Below are 22519 nucleotides of genomic sequence, written 5' to 3' on the forward strand. Positions count from 1 at the left end.
CTTAAAACCTTAGGCGAACATTAAAACCTAGATTACGCGTACTCGGAGTCATAAAATAATCGATCCCCTGATAGTAGTTTCCTGTACTCGCTGTGTTTTCTGGATCAAATGGTGCTTTGTTGTAAATCATCCATAAATTCCGACCGACTAAGTTTAAACTTAAAGCTGCTTTGTCGCCAAAGAATGATTTAGGGAAGGTATAGCCTATAGTCGCTTCTTGAAGTCTCACGTTCGTCGCACTGTAAGTATAAAATTGTGGAATCCCCGAATTGATAGCGACTACATTATAGTAAGACTCTGCATCGATTCGATCAGTTTCATTCACCATAAAACCACCATTGTCACGTGCAATTGCAGATGCTTCAGACACTCCATAATAGTCTAGAAAAGCTTGCGTTGCCGAATATACTACACCACCAAATCGCGCTGCAACAGTAAAATCGGCCATCCAATTCTTGTATTGAAAGCTATTTCTCCATGCCATATTTGATTTCGGGAAAATACTACCTAAGTAGATATCGCCAACATTATTATTGCTAATTACTTTGCCATCAGCAGATACATAAACTTGACCGTTATCGTCTCTTAGTAAATCGGAAAGTGAATATAGGTCACCTAATGTACCGCCTTCTTTCAGGATAAACTTCGCTTGAGAAAGACCACCTACATCCAACCGGTTTTTATTGATGATAGCACCGGTTTCCGGATGTGCATAATCCCGAACAAGTTCTTTGATACTATTTCTATTTAGGGTGAAGGTATAATTGGAATTCCATTGGAACTCATCCCATTTCTTTTCATAACCTAAACCAATTTCAATACCCTTATTGACAACTTTACCCGTTTGTACATACAAGCGATTATAGCCTGATGACACCGACAGTTGTGGATTAAAGGTTTGATTAAAAGTTGTGGCATGATATACAGTCACATCAAGGTTAAATCCGTTTAAGAATTTTGCATTCAACCCTACTTCCGCAGAATTAGTTCTTTCTGGTTTTAATTCGCTTATAGGGTAATTAGAAAGTGCCTTGTATTGTTGAGTTGCCACATCCCATTCGTAAACTGGGTTAGCAATAAATTCAGGAAAAGGGCGCCCAACAGAAGCATAAGAAGCTCTCAGTTTTAGGTATTGAAACGCATTTGATAAATCGAATGCTTCAGATAAAACGGCACTCGCACCTATGGACGGATAGAAGAAAGAGGATTGAGTGGATTTTGATCCAGCTAATTGTGATGGCCAGTCATTACGACCTGTCGCCGTAACAAAGTAGGTGTTTTTATAGCCTATCTCGACACTAGCGAATAAAGATTGTGTTTCCTGACTGCGGTCAATCATCGGCGTTTTCTTTCTATCGTCGATCTGTGTAATATCGAATTTATTGGTTAAGCCATTTTCCATGATAGGACCACGAAGAGGAAGAGATCCTGTTTTTTCGTGAGATATTACTCCACCGACATTTGCCTGTAAAGTAAAATCATTGAATGTTTTATTGATGTTTGCCATCACATCCCCATAATATTGACTTGATGACTGTTCATCTAGTCCAAAGAATCCGTTTCTTGAACCTTCAGTAATGGTTGTATTGGTACTGGCGTATAGCTTCTCCGTAAAACGTCCTGCTGTATTATCGAGACGACCTCTCGCGGCCAAGCTTAACCAATCATTAATTTGGTAGCTAATATTCGCATTAATCATGTAGCGGTCTTTCTTTGTTTCTCGAAGATTTCGGTAGTTTATCCAATAAGGATTCTGTCCAACGACTTCATTGAGTCCCTGAGGCCAATATTGTTCATTAATTTTCCGCGATACATTATAGCGCTCGTACATCCTGATGGCATCCCAGTCATCTCCTCTTGGAAATAGATAAGCGGTAGTCAACGGATTGGAATAGATCCCTTGATTCGTCATATTCAAATCACGTTGTTTAATATAATTCAATCCGGCATCTAATGTCAATTTATCATTTAGAAATTTAGAGGTATTTCGGAAAGTAAAATTATAACGGTCATATTTGTTATTCGGAACAATTCCTGTCGCATTTACAGCACCTGCAGAAGCATAGGTTTGATTTTTCTCTGTACCGGTTGAAAATGATGCACCCTCAGAAGCGACTATCCCTGTTTTTAAATAATCACTAGAAGGAGAATAATGGTAGTTATTTGCATCGGTAAGAGGATCGCCCCAACTTTTATCATTTACACCGGATGCTAGTCCAGACCCTGTGCCATATCTATTTTGGAATGATGGCATGACGAAGGCATTGTTAAACTGTGTATTTTGCGTTAAGGTCAATGATGTATTACCGGCAACACCCTTTTTTGTATTGACTAAAATAGCACCATTTGCTGCGGCATTACCATATAAGGCAGCTGCAACAGCACCTGTTAATATGGACATCGACTCTATATCATCTGGATTTAAATCTGCAATACCCTCAGATGTTCCAGTAGATGCAAATTCGGAGCCCTCTGTAGATTTCTTATTGTACATCGGGATACCATCAATCACGTAGAGTACATTGTTATCTTGTTCAATGGTTTTGGAACCGCGCATGACTACTTTAGCAGCACCTCCCACTCCACCAGAGCTACTGTTGATTGTTGCGCCGACGATTTTTCCACTCAAGGAATTAATAAAGTTTGCATCGCGAACTTGGGTTAGATCATCCCCTTTTACTTGTTGTACATTGTAGCTCAACGCTTTTTGCGATCGCTTAATTCCTAGGGCTGTAACAACAACCTCATCAATTGCCGCATCGTCTTTCGTCATTCGGATTTGAATCGTAGCCGATAAATCTTCAATACGACGTTCCTGCGTACTGTAACCTACATATCGAATGGATAGGACGTCCCCTTATTTGACGTCGTTGATTGTAAATTGGCCTTCTTCATTAGTCTTAGTCCCCTTGCTAGTGCCTTTGACAAGTACAGTCGCACCGGAGAAAGGTTTACCATCATCATCTAACACTAAGCCCTTCACCGAAGTTTGCGCCGCTTTAGCTGACGTACTTGATGCCGTAGAAGATGCAGATGCTGGTAATGATGTAATCAGAATAGTCTTATCTTGTTGGTCATAGGATAAGTTTTGCCCTTTCAACAAGGCGCCAATGACTTTATGTAGGCTTGCATTCTTAAACTCCACTTGCAAAGAACGCTCACCATTAAGCATTTGGTTAGAGTAAAGTACACTATACCCAGTTTGTTTTTTGATTTCCTTGATGAGATCGTTCGCCTTTATCCGTTGCTTTCGCAATGTGATATTTCCCTGACCTGCAGCTGATATGGAAATCTGAAGCATAAGCATAGAAATGCCTACAGTTCGTATCATACTAAATGATTTAAACCACATAATTCTACTTTTAGTTTGTAATTGTTTGTATTCGTTTATAATGTCCTGGAGGACTATCTTGGTTATTTTTTATCGAATATTAATCTGCCTACCCGTTACATCAAATTTCACTTTCGACGTTAGTTTTAATAAATTCAATACATCATCGACTTTCGAATAACGGGAGATCTCTCCGTTAAACAAAATACCCTTCGCTTCTGTATTTGCAAATGTGTAATCAATATTGTACCATCTAGAAACGCGCTCCATAATCGATTCTAGGCTCTCATTTCTAAAGATAAACTTGTTGTTAATCCAATCTATATAATCCTCGACATCAACCTCTTTTACGAGTAACAGATGATTTCCGACTTGCGCTTGTTGACCGGGGCGTAATTTCTGCTTCTGATTTATCAATACCGAACCTTCTAATAAAGTTGTTTGGCTTTGTGTTGGCTGATAACTGTTCACATTGAAGACTGTACCGAGAACTTTAATTTCTTGATGTTGAGATTTCACAATAAAAGGACGCTTCGGATTTTTGGCAACTTTAAAATAGCCCTCTCCAGTAAGTTCCACGACCCTCTGATCTTGATGATGCATATTTACCGCGAATTTTAAGGATGATGCAGCATTTAAAGTTACTTGTGATCCATCTGGAAGGATTACTTCGTACTGACCACCACGTGGCGTCGAGATGCTATTAAATCCATTTCCTGCAGCTTGATCGGGATCGATTTGATAGCGCAGCAGACCGTCCGCTGTTTTCGTAATGGAAACACCTTGATCCTCCGTCCTATTGCTCGCCTTATCTGACAATGCAATTTGACGTCCATCACTTAACGTTAAAACTGCCTTATTTTCTCCTGGAAGGATTTCGTTAGATGGAACTTCAACGATTTGATTCGTTTCGCTTGGCCGCTGCGAAAACATATAGTATCCTAAACTACAACAGATGAGTATAGCTGCTGCAGCAACCCAACGCTTATAAGAACGCTTGAGCGGAACAATCGATGAGGCACGTCCTGTGTTCAACTCAATTTGTTGCCACATTCTGATTTTAGCATCTTCGTTGAGCTCTTGTTTATCTTGAATTGACTGCTGATCAAACCACAGCTCAAGCATTTGCCGCTCTTCAAGAGTACAGGTACCTTTTTCGAATTTATCGAGTAATTGTTGTAGTTTATCTTTGGTCATAATCGATTATTATACTGGCTAATCATATACATGTTGCACAAGTATTGCTTAGGGGGTATAAAAAAAAATCAATTATTTTTTTTCGAATAGAATTGCTGCTAGAAGAAGGCCTTCAAGAGTTCTAGGACCCAGTTTATAGCGAAAAACTTTTAATACATTTTGCACTTGCTTACGCACTGTTGCCTCTGATATTTCAAGCTTTTGCGCAATTTCCTTGTAAGTAAGGAAGTCATTTCTGCTCATTCGAAAGATCTCTTGCGCTCGGGGAGGCATTTTACTGAGTTCTTTGTCAAGGAAACTTTGCAGTTCTTTTTCTTGAATAGTACCGAGAATTGGATCAAAAAATGGCGTAACAAAGTTGATGATATTCTCCATATACTGATCTTGGTACTTTTTCTTTCGAAGCTGATAAAGCGATTGCTTTCGAACGGCCATATAAAGCCAAGCTCCTAAATTATCAATCGCCAAGTCTTCTCGGCGAATCCACAAGGAAGAAAATACCTCTTGAATCACATCTTCCCGATCTATCGCATCGAGTTGAATTTTTTGAGAATAAGAATGAAGTTTATCAATAAAGCGGTTGTAAATCTCTGTGAATGCCGCATAGTCTCCCGATTGAATTCCTAATAGCAATTCATGCTCCGTCCAACTAGAATATTTCGCAGGGATATTCTTCATCATTAAGTTCAATTGGGAAATCTATATAGATTTAATCAAAGATATAGATATTTTTATTTAAATGTAAAGGGATTAATATAAGATCGTTCCTCAACATGTTTTATATGATCTCAGGATTGCGTCCATATTGCTTCCTAGTTGTTATTGCTTAGCGATGCATAATCAACATGAACAACGTGCCCCTGTCGCTTATAGACTGAAAAAAAAGTAGGTAGAACGATGTTCATTTGTTGTTAAATATGTACTGTGTTTGAACATCAATCCTATGCGCGATGAGGATACGTATTTTTTCTTGCTGTCGAATATTGACGACAGAAAACAGGTCAATTATGATATATTTTAACTGAATAAAACAGTCCAAATACCACTTCAAAAAGCTTAAAAAGTCCTCATAATTAACATGAAGACCTTTCTTTGAAGTGAAAACTAATTCAATAAATGGTAAAATTTATTTTACAAAACTATTTAAATACTAGACTGTTAATTATGGAAAGTGGGCTAGTGACAATGTGTAGTATTTCCATAAAAGTTAGTAAGATGTCCCTTAGGGGACATCTTTTTTTATGCACTGAGGATTTTTTCATAGGCTTTTCTTGCCGCACCACGAAAGAATACTTCACCACAATATTGGTAGCCGAGTTTATCAAAGACACGTAGCATGCCTACATTATCAAAGTTGGTATCAACGCGAATACTGTGGTATCCAGATTCGACACATATGGGCTCAACAGCATGCATAATCCAAGTGGCAATTCCCTTCGTATAAGGCTCCTGATTAACTGCAAGTCGATGAATACAGGCATAGGGTTGATCACTTATCCAATTGCCTTCAATCTCCTCATACGCGGGTTCGATAGCAAATATTAATGCAACATATGCGAGAATACGATCTTCTTGATCTAAACAGATGTAGCCATAACCATTGGAAATATCATTCGCAATAACGGATGGGTTAGGGTATCCATCCTGCCATTGACTACTACCTTCTTCCTTGCGCTTCTGAATTGCTTGTTGAATGATGGTCCAGATACCGTCGAGGTCTTTGATTTCTGCTTTTCTTAATTTTCGTACGTCTGTCATTCCAGTAGATTGCATGTCTTTCTTTTTGCGTAAAAATAGAATAGAACAAATGTAATAAACAGAATACTTAAAAGGAAAAATCCCCGATTCACATCGAGGATTTATCTTGTAGGGTTAACCGAACCCTACGGAACCAATTGAATTAATAAAAACGAATAAAATCTTATTGATAATCCTTTGGATACTTCCCTTTTTCATAGGTTCCGAAGCCAAACATATGGGCTTCGAAATGACCAACAGGACTTACATTATAGTCTTCTTTAATCGCATTTTCGAGTCCAACTAAGGAATACGCTGCATTCACCACTAAGCGTCTTAAATCGGCGCTTTTTAAATCAATTGATGAACCCATTGTGGTCGCAAACACTTGTCCTTGCTTACCACCTGGCAGTTGATAGCTCTTTGTCCATGCAACAGGCATAATCGTCTTATGCCAATTTACAGGACTCTCCGCTGTCATGCCAGCAGTTGGCTGTCCAAATACTAAAACTTTAGCAGTTGCTAAATTATTTCGGATACCATAAACATCTGAGGGTACCCAAATATCTTTAACACCCAGTAAAATCGGATTCTTCCCTTCTACTTCTAAGCCATTGATCAATCCTCGGGTTCCCTCTTTTCCATGATCGCCATGGTGATTTACCCAAGTCTCTCCAAGTACCAATCCGCCAAAGCCTCCCTTCCATTCAGCACTTTTTTCACTGAAACCATAATGCTTGTATGGGCTTTTAGAGTCTTTATTAAAATTAAATGCATGGGTTGCCGTACGCAATCCGATCACCGGTTTTCCAGACTTCAAATACAAATCAATATGCTTCATTTGCGCATCCGGCAACTCTCTAAATCGCGTTGCAATGATCAATAGGTCGGCATCCTTTAAATTCTCTAAGCCCGGAATATTGTTCTGATGTTCTGGATTAATCTGCTTGGTCTTTGGATCAATAGCAAATAATACGAATGTTTCAAAACCATGATGAGTGGTTAAAATCTTCGCAAGCATAGGCATGCTTTCTTCGGATCTATATTCCTCATCACCTGAAACAAGCACAACTTTCTTGCCTTTAGCAGTCCCTGCATTGGGTTTAAAATGTAGCAAATCTTTCTGTTGAGCGCATGCGGCATTAATCCCGATTGCCAGGATAAGCAACAGAAATGCAGTCATTTTTTTAGTCAAGGAACTCAAATTTAAGAGCTGTTTGTGCGTTCGTATCATATGTATATTGTCAATCGTCTTTGTTTAATTAATATTAATTTATGCTGTTTCTACGGGTGAGTCCTCAGGATGTACTTCCGGCTTATATGTTCTTTTTTGCCAGATATAGAAAAACAAGAATACAACAATTAGAATCGCTGGAAATATTGCCAATTTCGCTAATGTCGCTTGTCCTACCGCTAAATCTATATTCTCTACCGTTTGACCTGTAGCTACTACTGTTTCTTTAGATTTATCGATCCAACGTCCAATAATAGGTTGAAAAATTGAAGTCGAGAACATACCTACCCCACCGATGATTGACATGCCTAGGGCACCACTCAATGGCACACGTTGAGCTGTTGTTGCAATCATTGTCGGCCAGAAATAGCAAACACCAACGGCGAAGAAAATAGCAGCAACATAAGCCATTCCTCCAGTTACTACAGAGAATAAGTAAACACCTATGGTTGCAAATACTGCAGAGAATAAAAGGACACCTGTTTGTCCCAATACTTTAATTACAGAACCCGCGAAGAATCGGCCAACAGCCATTACGCCGGTTACTAAGGCTAATATTAACATTGGGCTAGCACCGCTATCCGCCATAATAATCCCTACCCATTGTTGAGGTCCAAATTCTGAGATCGCCGTTAATGCCATACAACAGAATAAGAAGATAAAGATTGGCGAAAACATCGCTTTGAAGTTATTGGAAATTGATGCTGCCGCTTCTTGTTTTGCTTCTGGAAATGCTTTACCCCAAAAGATTATGGCATAAAGAATCGTTGGAACCATAATAATCCACATCTGTGTTTGCCAAGATGCACCGAAATCTGTCATGAATTTAGAGATTAAACTACCCAAAACAATTCCTCCTGGGAACCACATATGGAAGCGATTTAACATTTTATCCATTCGTTTACCGGAATACAAATCTGCAATCAGTGGATTACATGCTGCTTCCGTACATCCATTACCGAAGCCAATAAATAATGTAGAAACTAACAAGGAGGTGTAGCCTGTTGCAAAAATCGTCAGGATAATCCCCAGTGTATGTGAAACAAAAGCAATGCGCATAATATTCGCTGGTCCTATTTTATAATAGAATAACCCGCCCAATATCATGGAGATTGGGAAGCCTAGAAACCACATGGAGTTGATAAACCCCAGTTGTTCGGCACTTAAATTAAAACTTGCTCCGAGTTGCGGAAGAATTCCCGCACGGATGGAAAAAGTGAGGCCTGTTGTAATTAGGGCTAAACAGCTCCCAAGAAACAAAGCATTACTGTTAACTTGCTTACTCATAATGTTGGTTTATATTAGTTAAGAAAACAGCGAGGTAAGGATAGCACGAGTCTACCCCTACTCGCCAATTTTTAAGCTTTCGCTAGCATCGATTTAATAAAGGTATAACCTTCTTCGGCAATTTCCCAAGGATCTGAATATTCTCTCCATACATTAATTGCGTTGGCGAAGTCCGGATCGGCACGGGAGAATGACTCGATAGTATACCAACCTTCATAATTAGCCGCTTTTAAAGCCGTAAACACCTCCTGCCAATGAACTAATCCTTTTCCAGGTGTTCCTCGGTCATTTTCGCTGATGTGTACATGTGCTAAGTATGGACGAATACGATCGATCGGTTGCTTGATGCTTTTCTCTTCAATATTAGCATGATGAGTATCATACATGGCTCTCACATGCGAGTGATTTGTCAACTCTACTAACTTTGCCAACTGCTCCATGGTGTTGGCTAAGTACGTTTCAAAGCGATTTACCGCTTCTAAAGCGAGAACAATATCGGCTTGCTTAGCATATTCGCCTGCCTGTTGTAATACTTCGGCGCTCCATTGATATTCTTCTTCGGTAGGTGCTGCTCTCGAAAAGGATCCGTGAGCCGAATGAAAAGGACCACAGATTACTTTGGATCCCAAATCATGTGCACGATCAATAGCCCATTTTATTTTATCAAGACCTCGTTGTCTAATAACGGATTCTGAAGCGATTGGATTGTCGTCTGCACCGAGAACAAAAACGCCAGTTGTTTCCAAATTCAATTCGCGAGCATAATTCCCCAGGGCTTTATATTCAGTCTCATCTGGTGAGCCTATCAATAGCTCAATTCCATCGTATCCTATCGATTTCAATCGATCTAGCAATGGAAAAACAGCTGATGAAACACCAGCAGACCATGGCAATAAGTTAAATCCAATTTTGTTCATTCTCTTCCTTTTCGTTTTTATAGGTTCTAAAAAATAGCGAGGGAATTTGGTTAGCATTCCTTCCTGCTATGACGCAGATCGACAGTTAATCCTCCCCATCAGGGGGAGGCTGGGAGAAACTGTCTTGGTATAATATATGAAACTAAATAGCTATTTTAAAATCTTCAGGTCATAAAAAAATTGATGTTCAAGGGGGCGATGTTAAAGCCTATATAAAAACATTCCCCCTATTCCATCATTCATTTATTCTAACCCAAATTAATTTTTTTCTAAAGGATGTATTTTCATCAATTCTTCTGGTGAATAAAATCCTTTTTTATCCTTGACTGCTTCGCGAATGGCTTTGACCTTAGCCGTTGAAATTGCACCCGCGCTATTGCCAAATGTATTGCGGACATAAGTCAACACATCGGCTATTTCTTGATCATTTAACATCGCACCGAACGGAGTCATTGGAACTTGACCTGGGTATTTCTTCCCATTTACTTCAATAGGTCCTAATAATCCATGTAATGTTAACTTGATTAATCGATCTTCATTACCTGTCACCCAAATACTTTGATTTAATGGAGGGAAACCAGAGGTCTCTAATCCTTTACCATTCGGCTGATGACAAGTGATACAATAGCCTTCTTTTGCATAGATCACTGCACCGCGTTTGAACTGCTCTAAATCTTTTCCTTTTAAGCTTGTTCTTAAACTTCCTCCCTCTGCTCTTTGCTTCACTGATTTATTGTTTAAATGCGCGAAAGAGGTTTTGTAAGCTGGTTTATTCCATTTGTCCAATTTCGTCGTATCGATTGCATTTATCAGATCTAATCCTGTTGACGGATTTAACCAAGACACTGCCGCGATTACTTCTAATTTCACGCGACCATTTTCATCTTTGGCTGCTTTAGCAAATAGCTCCTTATAGTTTTTAATCTTATCGGTGTTATAACGTAAGGCATGTACTGCTGCCGCACGTGCATGATAATCTGTAGAGTTCAATAGCTTTTCAAGCAATCCTGCATCGATCTTATTCGCTCCCCATGTTACCCACAACGCTTCGGTCAAGTTATGAAGGTATTTAGGATCCTTAGTATCCAGTTTTTCTGCCCATGCTAGTGTTTTCTTTACCACTTCAGCATCATCGCGTAGACGTAGCTCAGAACGTGTTCTGTATCTAGAGCGATATTCTGGTAATTTTAAATTTTCTAATAATTCATCGATACTTGCACCATCAATTTTCGCTGGTTTCACCAATGGTCTAGATGGGTATGTAACACGGTAAATACGTCCATGAACATGATCGCGAAGTGGATCACGGGCATTGTGTTGCATATGACCAATTAGAATATTATGCCAGTCAACAACGTAAAGGGAACCATCAGGTGCAAATTCAGAATCTACAGGACGGAAGTTCTTATCGTCTGACCAAAATAAATCTTGTCTATGTTGTGATTTAAATCCGGTTCCATCATCTGTTAAGGTATGCTGTTTCGCGCCTAAGAAACCAATCGTATTGTTAATAAGATAATCTCCTTGTACATCATCCGGGAAATGGCGTGATGAAACGATTTCAAGTCCTGAAGTTGGGCGTACACGATGTAGGCTATCCACCAAAGTAAACGACTTATCATTGGCTTCGCCATAACGAGGTTTCATACTACCAGGAAGCATCCAACGTACATCAGGACCTGAAGTCTCTGAATAGATCATTTGTCCCCAGTCGTCGGTTGCAATACCCCATGGGTTAGGAATCGAAACCTGAGCAACACGCTCTAAACGCTTATTTTGTGGCGAATAACGGAAGAATCCTCCATTTGTAGCGCGCACCGGACCATAGGAAGTTTCGACATTGGTATGTAAGAAAACACCCTCGGCCATATAGATTGCTCCCGATGGATCCATCGTGTAAACGCTATGTGCATGATGCGTATCATGATCATCAAACCCGCTTAATATCACTTCTTTTTTATCGGCCTTACCATCTCCATCCGTATCTTTCAACAACACCATGTTTTTACCTTGAGAAACATAAACGCCCTCTTTCGTAAATTCAAAGCCAATTGGTAAATGCAATTTATCTGCAAATACAGTTTGCTTATCGGCTTTTCCGTCGCCGTTTGTATCTTCAAGGATGATAATTTTATCATTCGGTTTGCCATCTCCAGCCTTCCAGTGTGGATAGCTTGGCATAGTAGCCACCCATAATCTACCTTTCTCATCAAATGATATCTGTACTGGATTTGCCAAGTCTGGGAACTGTTCCTCTGAAGCAAATAGATCAATTTTATAGCCCGGAGCAACGTGGAATTTCGACAATGCTTCATCACCGTAAAGGTATCTCGCATCCCCTTTTTCTCCTGCCACATAATTAGTAACTACTTCAGGTAATTTGAGCGTGTTCTTATCCATTGCGGCTAAATCCACTTTCTCGCCTTTCGCTGCTTTCCAAATTGCAGTATCACGTATCTCCCCCATTTGGCGAAGCTTTTTGATTTCAAAAGGATAGTTATCTGGACCGAAAGGATTAAAACGACGACCATAAGCATGTACTCCGTTAGGGATTTTGAAATCTTGATTCCAAATCCAATCTTTTTCTAATACGGCTTCTTTTATTTGTTCCTTATGTGATGAAGGCGTGCCTTCTCCTTTTCCGAAAATACCCGTAACTAAATAGTCCGCGAATTTCGCATAAGCATCTTGCGTTAACTGCGATCCGTCAATCGTCAAAGGCTCAGAAGCGCTAGCATACCATTTTTTCGTTACGGAATAAACATCCAAGAAAGGGACATTCTTTTCTTTCGCAATACTAGCCATTGCATCTGCATATAGCTTGATATTGGCATTTGTTTCTTCCCCATCGGGAAGATCATATTTATCGGATAAATCTTCAAAAGCAATTGGCGACACCAATACAAGGGTTGTACCTTTTCCACCATTATAGTTCTGTTTTCTTGAATGATCAATGAATGCAGCTATTTCCCCTTTGAAGTTTTCCAAGCCCTCAGCTCCTTTAAAGGACTCATTATAGCCAAAAAATCCAATAATAACATCGGGTTTCAAAGTCGTTAACCATGCATCTTCAGTTGGAAAATGCCCTTCACTACCCGTGTTGATATCATATTCAGGGTTGAATGCCTCAGCACCGTCGAACGCCCAAGGCGAATTTCTCGATGGATGTGGGCGGAAACCGGCGGTATTGCCTGGATTACTGATATTGCGTATGTAAAGCATACTGTCCGGAAAACGCGTATGGAGTTCCGTATCGAAATCCCCGTATTCCATCATTCTAGAACCTAAGTTATTTCCAATCAAAACAACACGCGATCCTTTATGAATCTTTACCGGCTCCATTGATGGCTTATCCGAACAAGCATACAGGAGCATTAACACAAAAAAAACTAGAAAGGAACTTCTGAAATTCATAATATATATAGATTGTACAAGGTTTATACCCTGAGGCAATATGCCACATAGATTCAGGTTATAATCAAATATAAAGTTCCATATGGTAAATGGTATCCTGTACTATCCTGATAGGATGTTTTTTTTTATTTCGGGAGCAATAAAGGAGTTTAGGAGCGCCTAAGCCCAATTTTTCAAGTTCTCGCGCAAGTTTAAAGATTCTATAAAAGGAGATTTTAGACTGATATTGAATGCACTATAAACGAAAATGCCTTGATATCAATAAAGAATCAAGGCATTTAAACATATGAACTAGAGAAAAATGCAAGCTATGCTCCGATGGCCGTTGAAATAGAATTTGAACTGATGAATGCCACCCGATGACCAAGCTCTAATAGTTTGGTCTGAATTTCATCTTCAACGCGCCCGATTGATTTGATACGCATGATAAACTGCTTATCATCCAAATCAAATGAATGTAATTGAATATGTGGTATACTTATTTCTAAGGTCTTGATCAGTTCTTCACGAGCTAACATTGTCTTTAATGGTGCTCTGAACGTTAGTATATAGTTATCCATAATGTTTCCTGGTATGGTTGTAAAATCTGCTTATTCCTGTCCAACTCTGACACTGGAATGATTAACCAAATTTAGAAAAGCTTTCAATTAAAACAAGTATATAATTGTTTTATTATTGTCATGATTTCATTTACTCAAATTGCTGAATAGACTGCTAATCTCCAGTAAAGGCTATTTATTAAAATATTTCATTAATATTATTTTAACAAAGTCATAAAACTTTAAGGAATATCTATCTTTGTATTCTTGCTTTAAACAAGTAAATAATTGGGTAATGAAAAAGAAGAGTAGTTCAGAACAATTACTGATGTTACTGAAAATGCGCTGCGAACTGGATGCTGCGTCAGTAGCGTCGGCATTATCGATGACAAAAGAAGGTGCGCGACAACACCTCCTAAAACTGGAGGAAGAAGGTTTAGTGAAAAAGGAATGCAAGAGTGTTGGCGTTGGTCGCCCCTTTAGTTTTTATTCCCTAACCTCGGCAGGATTAGCAAAATTTCCGGACACGCATGCTGATGTGACCGTACAATTACTTGATTCTGTTCGTAATATTTTAGGCGAAAATGCGCTTGAGCTACTAATCAGTGATCGAGAAAAGCAGACCTACTCTCGCTATCAAAAAGCGCTAGAAAGTGCATCGACAGTCGAAGAGAAGTTGGAAAGACTAAGTCAAATTAGAACGGAAGAAGGATATATTGCCGAATGGTCTAAAGAGAGTAACAACTATTTCTTTATTGAGAATCATTGCCCAATCTGTGCTGCCGCAACCGCATGTCAGCGTTTCTGTCGAGCAGAGCTTCAGAACTTTCAACGTTTATTCGGGGAACAATACCTTGTCGAAAGGACACAACATATACTCGCAGACGAACATCGCTGTGTTTACCGCATCGCTAAGCAAAGCAATTCTTAGCGGTTCTTTTTAGCGCAAATCACGCGACCTTCGATACAATTCCTCGACTAATTTAGAAGAACGATAGCTAAATTCTGCGCCAAAGCTATTAATTACTAAACCCTTAATGAGATTGTCTTTCGAGGAGATCGCAAATAAGATGCTCTCATCTGCAGGATCCGTCATGCCTTCAAAGCGATAGATTCCGTCTATTACAAATTCTTCAGACGACAACTCCATTGCATTTTGTGCACAATACAAACATTCGCCATCCTCTCGAATTAGGAAGTCTTCAGTATAACCAATAGTCTGCAAATCGTTCACCGCTTCACTTAGTGTATCATAGGATCTATTATGCTGTAATGCCATAATTTATATTTTATATCTTGCAATTAAATATAAGAATTTTTACAATGGATCGTTTCATTTCGAAAACCTTTCCGTTTTAAAATGGTATTATAAACGTCGTTTTTATACATTATCCAATTTGGATAACTTTACTACATAAAATTTAAATGGAAATCACACTCTATATTTTAGGTTCACTTATTCTTATCTGCTCTCTCCTCCCCTTAATCCGACATGATTATTGGACATTTCGTGTTTTTGAGTATCCGCGAATTCAAAAATTGGCGATTGCCATTCTTTGGTTGCTACTTTACATGCTATTTGTTGTTTCTGCGAGTCTTTGGCTAAACCTTATGGCAGTGGCCATTGGAATAACAGCGATATGTTTACTTATTCAAATCATTCCTTTCACTCCCTTAGCTAAAAAGCAAGTATTCGGAACAAAGGAAACTGACAAGTCAAATAGCTTATCGATATTGATTTCCAATGTATTCGAAGACAACGACGATTATCAAGGATGTGTTGATGTGGTAAAAAAGAGCAATGCTGATCTAGTGCTTTTGTTAGAAACAAATCATCGTTGGGAAAAAGAAACTGCTGTTCTTGATCAAGATTATCCACATCAGATTAAAGTACCTATCGACAACACCTACGGTATGTTAATGTTTTCGAAACTACCATTTCGAGATAGTGAGGTCAAATATCTTGTCGAGGAGGAGATTCCTTCGATTCACACCAAGATCGAACTCCCCAGTGGACAGCTAGTCCAAGTATTTGCGGTTCATCCTACGCCGCCGGTTCCAAATGAGAACCCCCGATCTACAGAAAGAGACAAAGAGCTACTGTTGGTTGCTGATCAAGCGAAAAACTGTAAACTTCCAGTCGTTGTCATTGGGGATCTAAACGATGTCGCTTGGAGTTATACAACCGAATTATTCCTTAAGATGAGTGAGCTTCTTGACCCACGTCGTGGTCGTGGCTTTTTCAACACCTTTCATGCAAAATATCCATTGATGCAATTCCCTTTGGATCACGCCTTTATCTCGGCTCACTTCAAGTTAATTTCATTGAGGAAAATGAATAATTTTAATTCGGATCATTATCCTATTTTTGTACATCTGCAATATGCATCTCAAAACGAAAGTATCCAAGAGGACAATCAATTAGAGGCAAGCCAAGCAGATAAGGAAATCGCCGCTGAGAAAAAAACGGCCGATACGTCAGATTAGCTAACAACATGAACACAGATAACAATTACAAAGAAATTAATAAGACACTATGGAATGAGAAAGTAGCGTCGCACCTGTCTTCCGACTTCTATGATATGGAAAGTTTTCTTGCAGGAAACAGTTCTCTAAATCCAGTCGAATTGGAACTTTTAGGTCATGTTGAAGGCAAAAAGATATTGCATCTTCAATGTCATTTTGGACAAGACACGCTATCCTTAGCGCGCTTAGGCGCCGAAGCAACGGGATTAGATTTATCAGACAAAACAATCCTGGCTGCAGAGGAGCTTGCTCAGAAACTCAATTTGGACGCTAAGTTTATCTGTTCCGATGTATATAATACGCCTGAGACCCTAAATACTCAATTCGACATTGTATTCACGAGCTATGGAACGATCGGTTGGCTTCCGGATCTTGATGCCTGGGCAGCGGTCATCAAGCGTGTGTTAAAACCTGGTGGTAAATTGGTATTCGTTGAATTTCATCCAGTGGTCTGGATGTTTAATTATAATTTCGAAAAAGTAGGCTACAATTATTTCAACGACGGACCTGTAGAGGAAATGACGGAAGGTACATACGCTGATCGAGAAGCTGAAATCAGCAATAATAGTGTTTCATGGAATCATTCCTTAGGTGAAGTTTTTACAGCATTGTTAAACCAAGGATTTCATATCAATTCCTTTCAGGAATATGATTACTCGCCGTATAACTGCTTTTTAAATACCGAAGAGTTCGAGCCCAAGAAGTTTAGAATTAAACATTTAGGAAATAATATACCAATGCTGTACGCATTATCGGCTACAAAAGCATAAAATACCCCGTAATCAGGGATAAAGCATACGTAATTTACTGCGTACCTTTATCCCTAGGTTAGACGTCATAAACATGAAAAACAAATCCATTCCAGTAATAAATAAGTATCTTTTCCTTTGCTTCTCATTTTTATTTATTTTGAGTTTACAGCAAGTGCATGCGCAGGAAGAAGCTGCTGCCTATGAGGTCATTGAAGATTTCAATCTATGGCAAACGCACAAGGATAAAGAAGCGACGATATTTGCTAACATGGCTTATATACGTCAGAAGCCGTCCACTAAAAGTAGTCTTATCGACTCGATTCCGGTAGGAACGGCCATTAGATTCTTAGAAGATGAAGGACTGAATAGAACAGAGATTCGCGGCATGAATCTGCCTTGGTATAAAATTTCATATGAAATTAATAAAGAGAAAAGAAGCGGATATATCTGGTTAGGACTAGTTGCTTTAGATTGCAAGAAAGACCCTAAATCGGGCAATAGTTTCTTATACGGCATCTCCTGGACCAATAATGAGCAGTCCTATGATTGGATCGAAGCGAAAGTGATCGACAAGAACAATCAATTAATTCAAAAGCATGGCTTTGCACACTATATGGGAGAACAATCCTTCGCTCATTCGGAATTTACAGAAGACAAAAGGCTAAAAGACACCAAAGCAATTTACAGCATTATATTCGCTGGAGAGGCTTGTGGTATACCTACCGTAATTTATGGCTATGCATGGGATGGTACAAATCTGCACAGCCTGCCCAAAGTGTCCTCGGTATCAGATGCTGGGATCTACTATTATAGCGAAGAGTTAGATTTCCCTAAGCAAACTAAACAGGGAAACCAACTCATCGTTAAAAAGATTGAAGAAGGAGAAGTGATTGACGACAGCAAAGACGAGTTAGAATACAAAGTCAAAAAGTCGGAAGAGCACTATTCCTGGGATGGTAAAACTTACCAAAAGGTGAATTAATCTATTGCTCCGCGATTTTTAAAATCGCGTCATATACATCATTTAAATCCTCCTCGGATATACAGTAAGGTGGAACGATATACACTGTATTTCCTAGCGGACGCATTAGGATCCGTTCCGCTAGGAATTTTTTATACAGTTGTTCTTGCATATTGTTGAAATAAGAAGTCCCTCCTACCCGCCAATCCATTGCTAGTATAGTTCCACACTGCCGAACCTCTTCTATGATCGGTACGGTCCTCACTTTCTCTGCAAAGGCTGTATGCTGCCCTACAATCCGCTGTATAGCCTCCAAAGTCTCCACTTGAAGGAGTAAATCCAAACTAGCTAAAGACGCCGCACAAGCTATAGGACTCGCTGTGAACGAATGGCCATGAAAAAAGGCCTTCATCTTTTCGTCAGCATAAAAAGCCTGATAAATTTCTTCTCGACACGTTGTAACTCCCAAAGGCATCGTACCTCCGGTTAATCCCTTGGAGAAGCACATGACATCAGGCTGCTCGCTAAGTTGATCTGCAGCAAATAAGGTTCCTGTTCTTCCAAAGCCCACAAATACTTCATCCTGAATCAGTATAACACCTCGATTTCTACAATGACGCATGAGCTGCGATAAAGCATCCACAGTATGCATCAACATCCCGCCTGCACCTTGCACCAAGGGCTCATAGATAAAGCATGCTAGCTCACTTGCATGTTGATCAATTAAGGTATACAATTCTTCGAGATTAGATGAATTCGGCGTATCGATAAAGATGACTTCAAATAATAAGTCTTGGAATGGGGCCGTCCATACTCCTCGCTCACTGACTGACATCGCACCGAACGTATCGCCATGATAACCATCTTTAAATGCGAGTATCTTGTTTTTTTTCTTCCCGCTTTGATGCGCAAATTGGATACACATCTTTAATGCGACTTCAACGGCTGTAGACCCGTTATCCGAATAAAACACTTTCGTCTGATTTGCAGGCAACAACTCCAGTAGACGTTCCGATAGTGTGATAGCAGGTTGGTGCGTAAATCCAGCGAAGATAACTTGCTCTAAGCATTGCAATTGTTCGTATACTTTATCAGCGATATAGGGATGGGCATGGCCATGTAAAGTAACCCACCAAGATGAAACAGCATCGATATATCGATTTCCTTCTGCATCGAACAGATAGGATCCTTTTCCCGAAAGAATTGGGATATGCGTTGTTGTTTTCATTTGGCTATAAGGATGCCAATTAACCTGTCTATCGCGCGCTATTAGCTCATTGAACATGATGTATTCACCTCCTTTTTCATTGGCTTTAAACCTAAATTTTTCAACATCGTCATATCCTCATCGACACCTGGGTTCGGCGTCACCAATAAGGTTTGTCGCTCGCCCGTGAAGATGGAGTTGGCCCCCGCCATAAAGCACCAGGCCTGTTCTTCTTCGCTCATTTCAATTCTTCCAGCACTTAGACGAACCATCGAAGAAGGCAATACTATTCGAGCGGTAGCAATCATGCGAACCATTTCCCAAGTATCAATTTTCGGCAAATGTTCTAACGGCGTGCCAGCTACTCTAGCTAATGCGTTGATAGGAACAGATTCCGGATGTTTTTCCATATTTGCTAAGGTCATCAGCATAGAAATACGATCAGTTGGTTTCTCTCCCAGTCCGATGATACCGCCCGAACATACTGTAATGCCAGCTTTCCGGACATTCTTAATGGTCTCGATTCGATTATCAAACTTCCGTGTTGAGATGATTTCATCATAAAACTCTTCAGAGGTATCCAAATTATGGTTGTACGCATATAGTCCTGCTTCTTGAAGTCGAAGGGCTTGACTTTCTGTGAGCATCCCTAATGTGCAACACACTTCTAATCCGAGTTCGTTTACCCCTTTTACCATATCGATTATGCGGTCAAAATCTCGATTATCACGCACCTCTCTCCAAGCGGCAGCCATACAAAAGCGCGAAGAACCATTATCTTTTGCTTTCTGTGCATGTGCCAATACTGTTTCCGTCGGTAATAATGCCTGTACTTGAATATCAGTGTGATATCGAGCAGCTTGACCACAATACGAGCAGTCCTCAGGACAACCACCGGTCTTAACAGATAAAAGTGTGGAGATTTGTATTTCATCGGCTTTATGCCAGGCTCGATGGACAGTAGCGGCCTCATAAACAAGCTGCATTAAGGGTTTATTATATATAGCCAACAGTTCTTCTTTCGTCCAATCGTGACGTAGGTTATTATTATTTTTCATGCTTATTTAAAGGATAAACTAAATGCTCATTAAACTTCTTTATTTTGCCAAGGATTGACTAGACATTCAACTCCAGCTGGTAAATGCTTACGTATGATAGAGGATGTCGCCTCAGAAAACTCACCGTTAAATACCACAGAATCTACAGGAATTCCTTTTGACACTAGCGCTTCAATCGAGAGCATCGTATGATTGATGCATCCCAAATAATCTTGCAAAACCAATACAACAGAAAGATTTAAGTAAACAATGAGATCAATTATGAAATCCTCATCATTTATAGGTACATATAAACCTCCCGCCCCCTCCACAATAAGACTCCGATCGGTATCGGGTAAACTAAAATCCGACAACTGTATAGTCAGGCTATCCAGTGCTGCCGATGCATGTGGGGAAAGCGGCGCAGTCAATTTGTATCGTTCTGGAAATATCTTGACCTGTTGATCGACAAGCTCTGCAACTTGCATACTGTCGCTTGGTTGTAAATCGCCAGATTGAATGGGCTTCCAATAATCAGCATTCCATAACTTAACCAACATGGCTGCGACATGTGTCTTCCCAATGCCTGTCCCAATGCCCGTTACGAAAACTTTCTTTATCATAGGTATTCTTTTATTATGGTTGTCAATCGATCTATTTCATCAAAGCTATTGTGTGTATGTAAGCATATCCGAAGCCTTCCAGTGTTCACTGGAACCGTTGGCGGCATCACAGGATAGACCGATAATCCCGCCCTCTCGAGTTCTTCAGCTGTACTCTTCAACTTATTTAATTCAGGAATGATAACGGGCTGTATAGCAGAGAACAATACTTTTCTATCGGTTCTTTTTAAATGAGAATTAAAATACATGATGCGCTGCTGAAGCTGCTCTCGCAATGTGGGATTCTTGTCAATAAATTGATAAGCCGCCTGTATACTAAGCGCCATCAAGTCTGAATTCCCAGTGCTATAAATGATTGGTGAAGCGAAGTTGACCAAATAATCATTTAGCTCTTGAGAAGCTAAAACGGCAGCCCCATGAAAGCCCATTGCTTTTCCAAAGGTGATAACCGTCGCGAACACCCGACTCATTAGCCCTTGCTCATAAACCAATCCATTACCATAAACGCCGACTGCATGTGCTTCGTCAACGATCAAATTTGCACCATAAGCTTCTGTCAGATCAATTAAGTCTGCTAAAGGGGCGTAATCGCCATCCATGGAATAGATAGACTCTACAAGCACCCAAATCTGCCCTCTAGCCTTTTTTAGCAGGCTCTCAAGATGATTTAAATCCTGATGTCGAAACTTCCACTTTGTGGCGGCACTCATTTGACAGCCATCATGAACAGAGCGATGAATCAATTCATCCACAAGAATCGTATCGCCACGGAGTGCTAACGAAGAGACAAGCGATAGGTTAGCAATATATCCTGAGGACATAAGTAAGGCGCTCTCGACTCCATAACGTTGCGCTAGAAAAGTTTCGACCTCTTCTTGGGTTCTCGTATTTCCGCTAATCAATCTGGATCCCGTTGCTCCCTTCAGAGCGCTTGGATACTTGAGCACAATACTCATTAAATCTCCCTGAAACAATGGATTTCGTGCCAAGCCGAGATAATCATTGGATGAGAAGTCCACGCAGTCCCTTTGCATCTTTAGCGTGCGGACTGTGCTATCTTCTATTCGATTAACCAACTTAGCCTGCCAGCTCCCTAACATGCTCGTATGCCTTCTCTACCTCTAATGCAATTGCTGCAAACCAATGGTCAAACAATTGCTTTTCTAATAATAAGATTACAGCCGCGTGCTGCTCCCATTGCTTATCGAACTCCTGCAGCGCTTTAATCATCTCCTCTAAATGCCCCTCTTCTTCTAGGATAATCGACTTCACCATCGCTTTCGATTGCCGTTGTGTGAGAACCTCTTGATAAATCGGATATAGTTCGTCAGCACGCACCTCGATAGCGTATGTAACAAACAAATACGCTGCATACTTCAAGGCTTTCGTGTCCAATGTAAAATGCTCCTTCAAATAGCGACAGGCTTGAATATCGAGGGAATGCAAGTAAAACATGGTTTGATTTGCCGCCAAGAGGTTTTTTGGGATATAATCAGGACATGCATATAGATCAAGTTTAGCGATCTGCTTTTTCAAGTAATAAGCATGACGATGTTCTTCAGCAGCATGCTTCAATTGCATAATATTCGTTGTAAAGCGATCTTCACTTGCCGAGATCTTCCGCGCACCAGCATTCTCCATAAAGGAAAGGGTATTTAACCATTTCCCATGCAGGCTATCGTTTTTAACGATCCGATCTAGAATAGTTCTCATATTTCTCCATTTGCTGTAAAAGTACTACCTTGCCGGCACGTTAA

General features: G+C 40.0%; 20 protein-coding genes. 4 read left to right on the forward strand and 16 right to left on the reverse strand.

What is annotated here, in order from left to right:
* Window position 1: 1 nt before the first annotated feature.
* From GFH32_RS11000 to GFH32_RS11040, 10 genes are all read right to left on the reverse strand, one after another.
* Window positions 2-2842 carry a SusC/RagA family TonB-linked outer membrane protein gene (locus tag GFH32_RS11000; RefSeq protein WP_228384262.1) on the reverse strand — a complete coding sequence of 947 codons (2841 nt, stop codon included), beginning with the start codon at window positions 2840-2842 and terminating at the stop codon, window positions 2-4.
* Window positions 2843-2857: 15 nt separating this feature from the next.
* Window positions 2858-3331: an STN domain-containing protein gene (locus tag GFH32_RS18405; RefSeq protein WP_202111276.1), complete on the reverse strand. Its 474-nt coding sequence runs from the start codon at window positions 3329-3331 to the stop codon at window positions 2858-2860.
* Window positions 3332-3421: 90 nt separating this feature from the next.
* Window positions 3422-4528 (reverse strand): FecR family protein, encoded by a 1107-nt coding sequence (locus tag GFH32_RS11005; RefSeq protein WP_153511655.1) that lies wholly within the window; start codon window positions 4526-4528, stop codon window positions 3422-3424.
* A 72-nt stretch (window positions 4529-4600) separates the two neighbouring features.
* Window positions 4601-5209, reverse strand: coding sequence for a sigma-70 family RNA polymerase sigma factor (locus GFH32_RS11010; protein ID WP_153511656.1), 609 nt, complete (start codon window positions 5207-5209; stop codon window positions 4601-4603).
* 558 nt (window positions 5210-5767) lie between these two features.
* Window positions 5768-6301: a GNAT family N-acetyltransferase gene (locus tag GFH32_RS11015; protein WP_228384114.1), complete on the reverse strand. Its 534-nt coding sequence runs from the start codon at window positions 6299-6301 to the stop codon at window positions 5768-5770.
* A gap of 148 nt (window positions 6302-6449) precedes the next feature.
* Window positions 6450-7448: a ThuA domain-containing protein gene (locus GFH32_RS11020; RefSeq protein WP_153511657.1), complete on the reverse strand. Its 999-nt coding sequence runs from the start codon at window positions 7446-7448 to the stop codon at window positions 6450-6452.
* A gap of 90 nt (window positions 7449-7538) precedes the next feature.
* Window positions 7539-8786 (reverse strand): MFS transporter, encoded by a 1248-nt coding sequence (locus tag GFH32_RS11025; RefSeq protein ID WP_153511658.1) that lies wholly within the window; start codon window positions 8784-8786, stop codon window positions 7539-7541.
* A gap of 71 nt (window positions 8787-8857) precedes the next feature.
* Complete coding sequence (locus GFH32_RS11030; RefSeq protein ID WP_153511659.1) at window positions 8858-9703, reverse strand: sugar phosphate isomerase/epimerase family protein; 846 nt, start codon at window positions 9701-9703, stop codon at window positions 8858-8860.
* A gap of 258 nt (window positions 9704-9961) precedes the next feature.
* Window positions 9962-13117 carry a PVC-type heme-binding CxxCH protein gene (locus tag GFH32_RS11035; RefSeq protein ID WP_153511660.1) on the reverse strand — a complete coding sequence of 1052 codons (3156 nt, stop codon included), beginning with the start codon at window positions 13115-13117 and terminating at the stop codon, window positions 9962-9964.
* 308 nt (window positions 13118-13425) lie between these two features.
* Window positions 13426-13677 carry a hypothetical protein gene (locus tag GFH32_RS11040; protein WP_153511661.1) on the reverse strand — a complete coding sequence of 84 codons (252 nt, stop codon included), beginning with the start codon at window positions 13675-13677 and terminating at the stop codon, window positions 13426-13428.
* 274 nt (window positions 13678-13951) lie between these two features.
* Between GFH32_RS11040 and GFH32_RS11045 the strand changes: the two genes are divergently transcribed.
* On the forward strand, window positions 13952-14587 hold the full coding sequence (locus GFH32_RS11045; RefSeq protein ID WP_153511662.1) for a helix-turn-helix transcriptional regulator: 636 nt from the start codon (window positions 13952-13954) through the stop codon (window positions 14585-14587).
* 9 nt (window positions 14588-14596) lie between these two features.
* Here the strand turns inward: GFH32_RS11045 and GFH32_RS11050 are convergent, their stop codons facing one another.
* The gene (locus GFH32_RS11050; RefSeq protein WP_153511663.1) at window positions 14597-14935 is read right to left on the reverse strand and encodes a phosphoribosylpyrophosphate synthetase; all 339 of its coding nucleotides are present in this window, start codon (window positions 14933-14935) and stop codon (window positions 14597-14599) included.
* A gap of 146 nt (window positions 14936-15081) precedes the next feature.
* On the opposite strand from GFH32_RS11050, the gene GFH32_RS11055 reads away from it, so the two are divergent.
* The 3 genes from GFH32_RS11055 to GFH32_RS11065 all read left to right on the forward strand — a co-directional run bounded on the left by GFH32_RS11055 (window position 15082) and on the right by GFH32_RS11065 (window position 17916).
* Window positions 15082-16143, forward strand: coding sequence for an endonuclease/exonuclease/phosphatase family protein (locus GFH32_RS11055; RefSeq protein WP_153511664.1), 1062 nt, complete (start codon window positions 15082-15084; stop codon window positions 16141-16143).
* An 8-nt stretch (window positions 16144-16151) separates the two neighbouring features.
* On the forward strand, window positions 16152-16952 hold the full coding sequence (locus GFH32_RS11060; RefSeq protein WP_153511665.1) for a class I SAM-dependent methyltransferase: 801 nt from the start codon (window positions 16152-16154) through the stop codon (window positions 16950-16952).
* A gap of 73 nt (window positions 16953-17025) precedes the next feature.
* Window positions 17026-17916 (forward strand): SH3 domain-containing protein, encoded by an 891-nt coding sequence (locus GFH32_RS11065; RefSeq protein ID WP_153511666.1) that lies wholly within the window; start codon window positions 17026-17028, stop codon window positions 17914-17916.
* A 1-nt stretch (window position 17917) separates the two neighbouring features.
* Here GFH32_RS11065 and bioA read toward each other — a convergent pair whose 3' ends face one another.
* Genes bioA through GFH32_RS11090 form a run of 5 tightly spaced genes read right to left on the reverse strand, consistent with a single transcriptional unit; the run spans window position 17918 to window position 22475 of the window.
* Complete coding sequence (gene bioA / locus GFH32_RS11070) at window positions 17918-19180, reverse strand: adenosylmethionine--8-amino-7-oxononanoate transaminase (RefSeq protein WP_153511667.1); 1263 nt, start codon at window positions 19178-19180, stop codon at window positions 17918-17920.
* Window positions 19165-20160, reverse strand: coding sequence for a biotin synthase BioB (gene bioB, locus GFH32_RS11075; RefSeq protein ID WP_153511668.1), 996 nt, complete (start codon window positions 20158-20160; stop codon window positions 19165-19167). Before bioB ends, bioA begins: the two co-directional genes overlap by 16 nt.
* Window positions 20161-20189: 29 nt before the next feature.
* On the reverse strand, window positions 20190-20762 hold the full coding sequence (gene bioD, locus GFH32_RS11080; protein ID WP_153511669.1) for a dethiobiotin synthase: 573 nt from the start codon (window positions 20760-20762) through the stop codon (window positions 20190-20192).
* Window positions 20759-21862 carry an aminotransferase class I/II-fold pyridoxal phosphate-dependent enzyme gene (locus GFH32_RS11085; protein WP_153511670.1) on the reverse strand — a complete coding sequence of 368 codons (1104 nt, stop codon included), beginning with the start codon at window positions 21860-21862 and terminating at the stop codon, window positions 20759-20761. Before GFH32_RS11085 ends, bioD begins: the two co-directional genes overlap by 4 nt.
* Window positions 21840-22475: a hypothetical protein gene (locus tag GFH32_RS11090; protein WP_153511671.1), complete on the reverse strand. Its 636-nt coding sequence runs from the start codon at window positions 22473-22475 to the stop codon at window positions 21840-21842. The genes GFH32_RS11085 and GFH32_RS11090 overlap by 23 nt, the downstream gene beginning before the upstream one ends.
* Window positions 22476-22519: the final 44 nt, after the last annotated feature.

The sequence above is a fragment of the Sphingobacteruim zhuxiongii genome (assembly GCF_009557615.1).
Lineage (GTDB): Bacteria > Bacteroidota > Bacteroidia > Sphingobacteriales > Sphingobacteriaceae > Sphingobacterium > Sphingobacterium zhuxiongii.

Coding starts and splice junctions, on each gene's coding strand:
- GFH32_RS11055 (WP_153511664.1), top strand. CDS start 15,082: ATGGAAATCACACTCTATATTTTAGGTTCACTTATTCTTATCTGCTCT.
- GFH32_RS11005 (WP_153511655.1), bottom strand. CDS start 4,528: ATGACCAAAGATAAACTACAACAATTACTCGATAAATTCGAAAAAGGT.
- GFH32_RS11025 (WP_153511658.1), bottom strand. CDS start 8,786: ATGAGTAAGCAAGTTAACAGTAATGCTTTGTTTCTTGGGAGCTGTTTA.
- bioA (WP_153511667.1), bottom strand. CDS start 19,180: ATGTTCAATGAGCTAATAGCGCGCGATAGACAGGTTAATTGGCATCCT.
- GFH32_RS11030 (WP_153511659.1), bottom strand. CDS start 9,703: ATGAACAAAATTGGATTTAACTTATTGCCATGGTCTGCTGGTGTTTCA.
- GFH32_RS11060 (WP_153511665.1), top strand. CDS start 16,152: ATGAACACAGATAACAATTACAAAGAAATTAATAAGACACTATGGAAT.
- GFH32_RS11020 (WP_153511657.1), bottom strand. CDS start 7,448: ATGACTGCATTTCTGTTGCTTATCCTGGCAATCGGGATTAATGCCGCA.
- GFH32_RS11010 (WP_153511656.1), bottom strand. CDS start 5,209: ATGATGAAGAATATCCCTGCGAAATATTCTAGTTGGACGGAGCATGAA.
- bioD (WP_153511669.1), bottom strand. CDS start 20,762: ATGATAAAGAAAGTTTTCGTAACGGGCATTGGGACAGGCATTGGGAAG.
- GFH32_RS11015 (WP_228384114.1), bottom strand. CDS start 6,301: ATGCAATCTACTGGAATGACAGACGTACGAAAATTAAGAAAAGCAGAA.
- bioB (WP_153511668.1), bottom strand. CDS start 20,160: ATGAAAAATAATAATAACCTACGTCACGATTGGACGAAAGAAGAACTG.
- GFH32_RS18405 (WP_202111276.1), bottom strand. CDS start 3,331: ATGATACGAACTGTAGGCATTTCTATGCTTATGCTTCAGATTTCCATA.
- GFH32_RS11085 (WP_153511670.1), bottom strand. CDS start 21,862: ATGTTAGGGAGCTGGCAGGCTAAGTTGGTTAATCGAATAGAAGATAGC.
- GFH32_RS11045 (WP_153511662.1), top strand. CDS start 13,952: ATGAAAAAGAAGAGTAGTTCAGAACAATTACTGATGTTACTGAAAATG.
- GFH32_RS11065 (WP_153511666.1), top strand. CDS start 17,026: ATGAAAAACAAATCCATTCCAGTAATAAATAAGTATCTTTTCCTTTGC.
- GFH32_RS11050 (WP_153511663.1), bottom strand. CDS start 14,935: ATGGCATTACAGCATAATAGATCCTATGATACACTAAGTGAAGCGGTG.
- GFH32_RS11035 (WP_153511660.1), bottom strand. CDS start 13,117: ATGAATTTCAGAAGTTCCTTTCTAGTTTTTTTTGTGTTAATGCTCCTG.
- GFH32_RS11090 (WP_153511671.1), bottom strand. CDS start 22,475: ATGAGAACTATTCTAGATCGGATCGTTAAAAACGATAGCCTGCATGGG.
- GFH32_RS11040 (WP_153511661.1), bottom strand. CDS start 13,677: ATGGATAACTATATACTAACGTTCAGAGCACCATTAAAGACAATGTTA.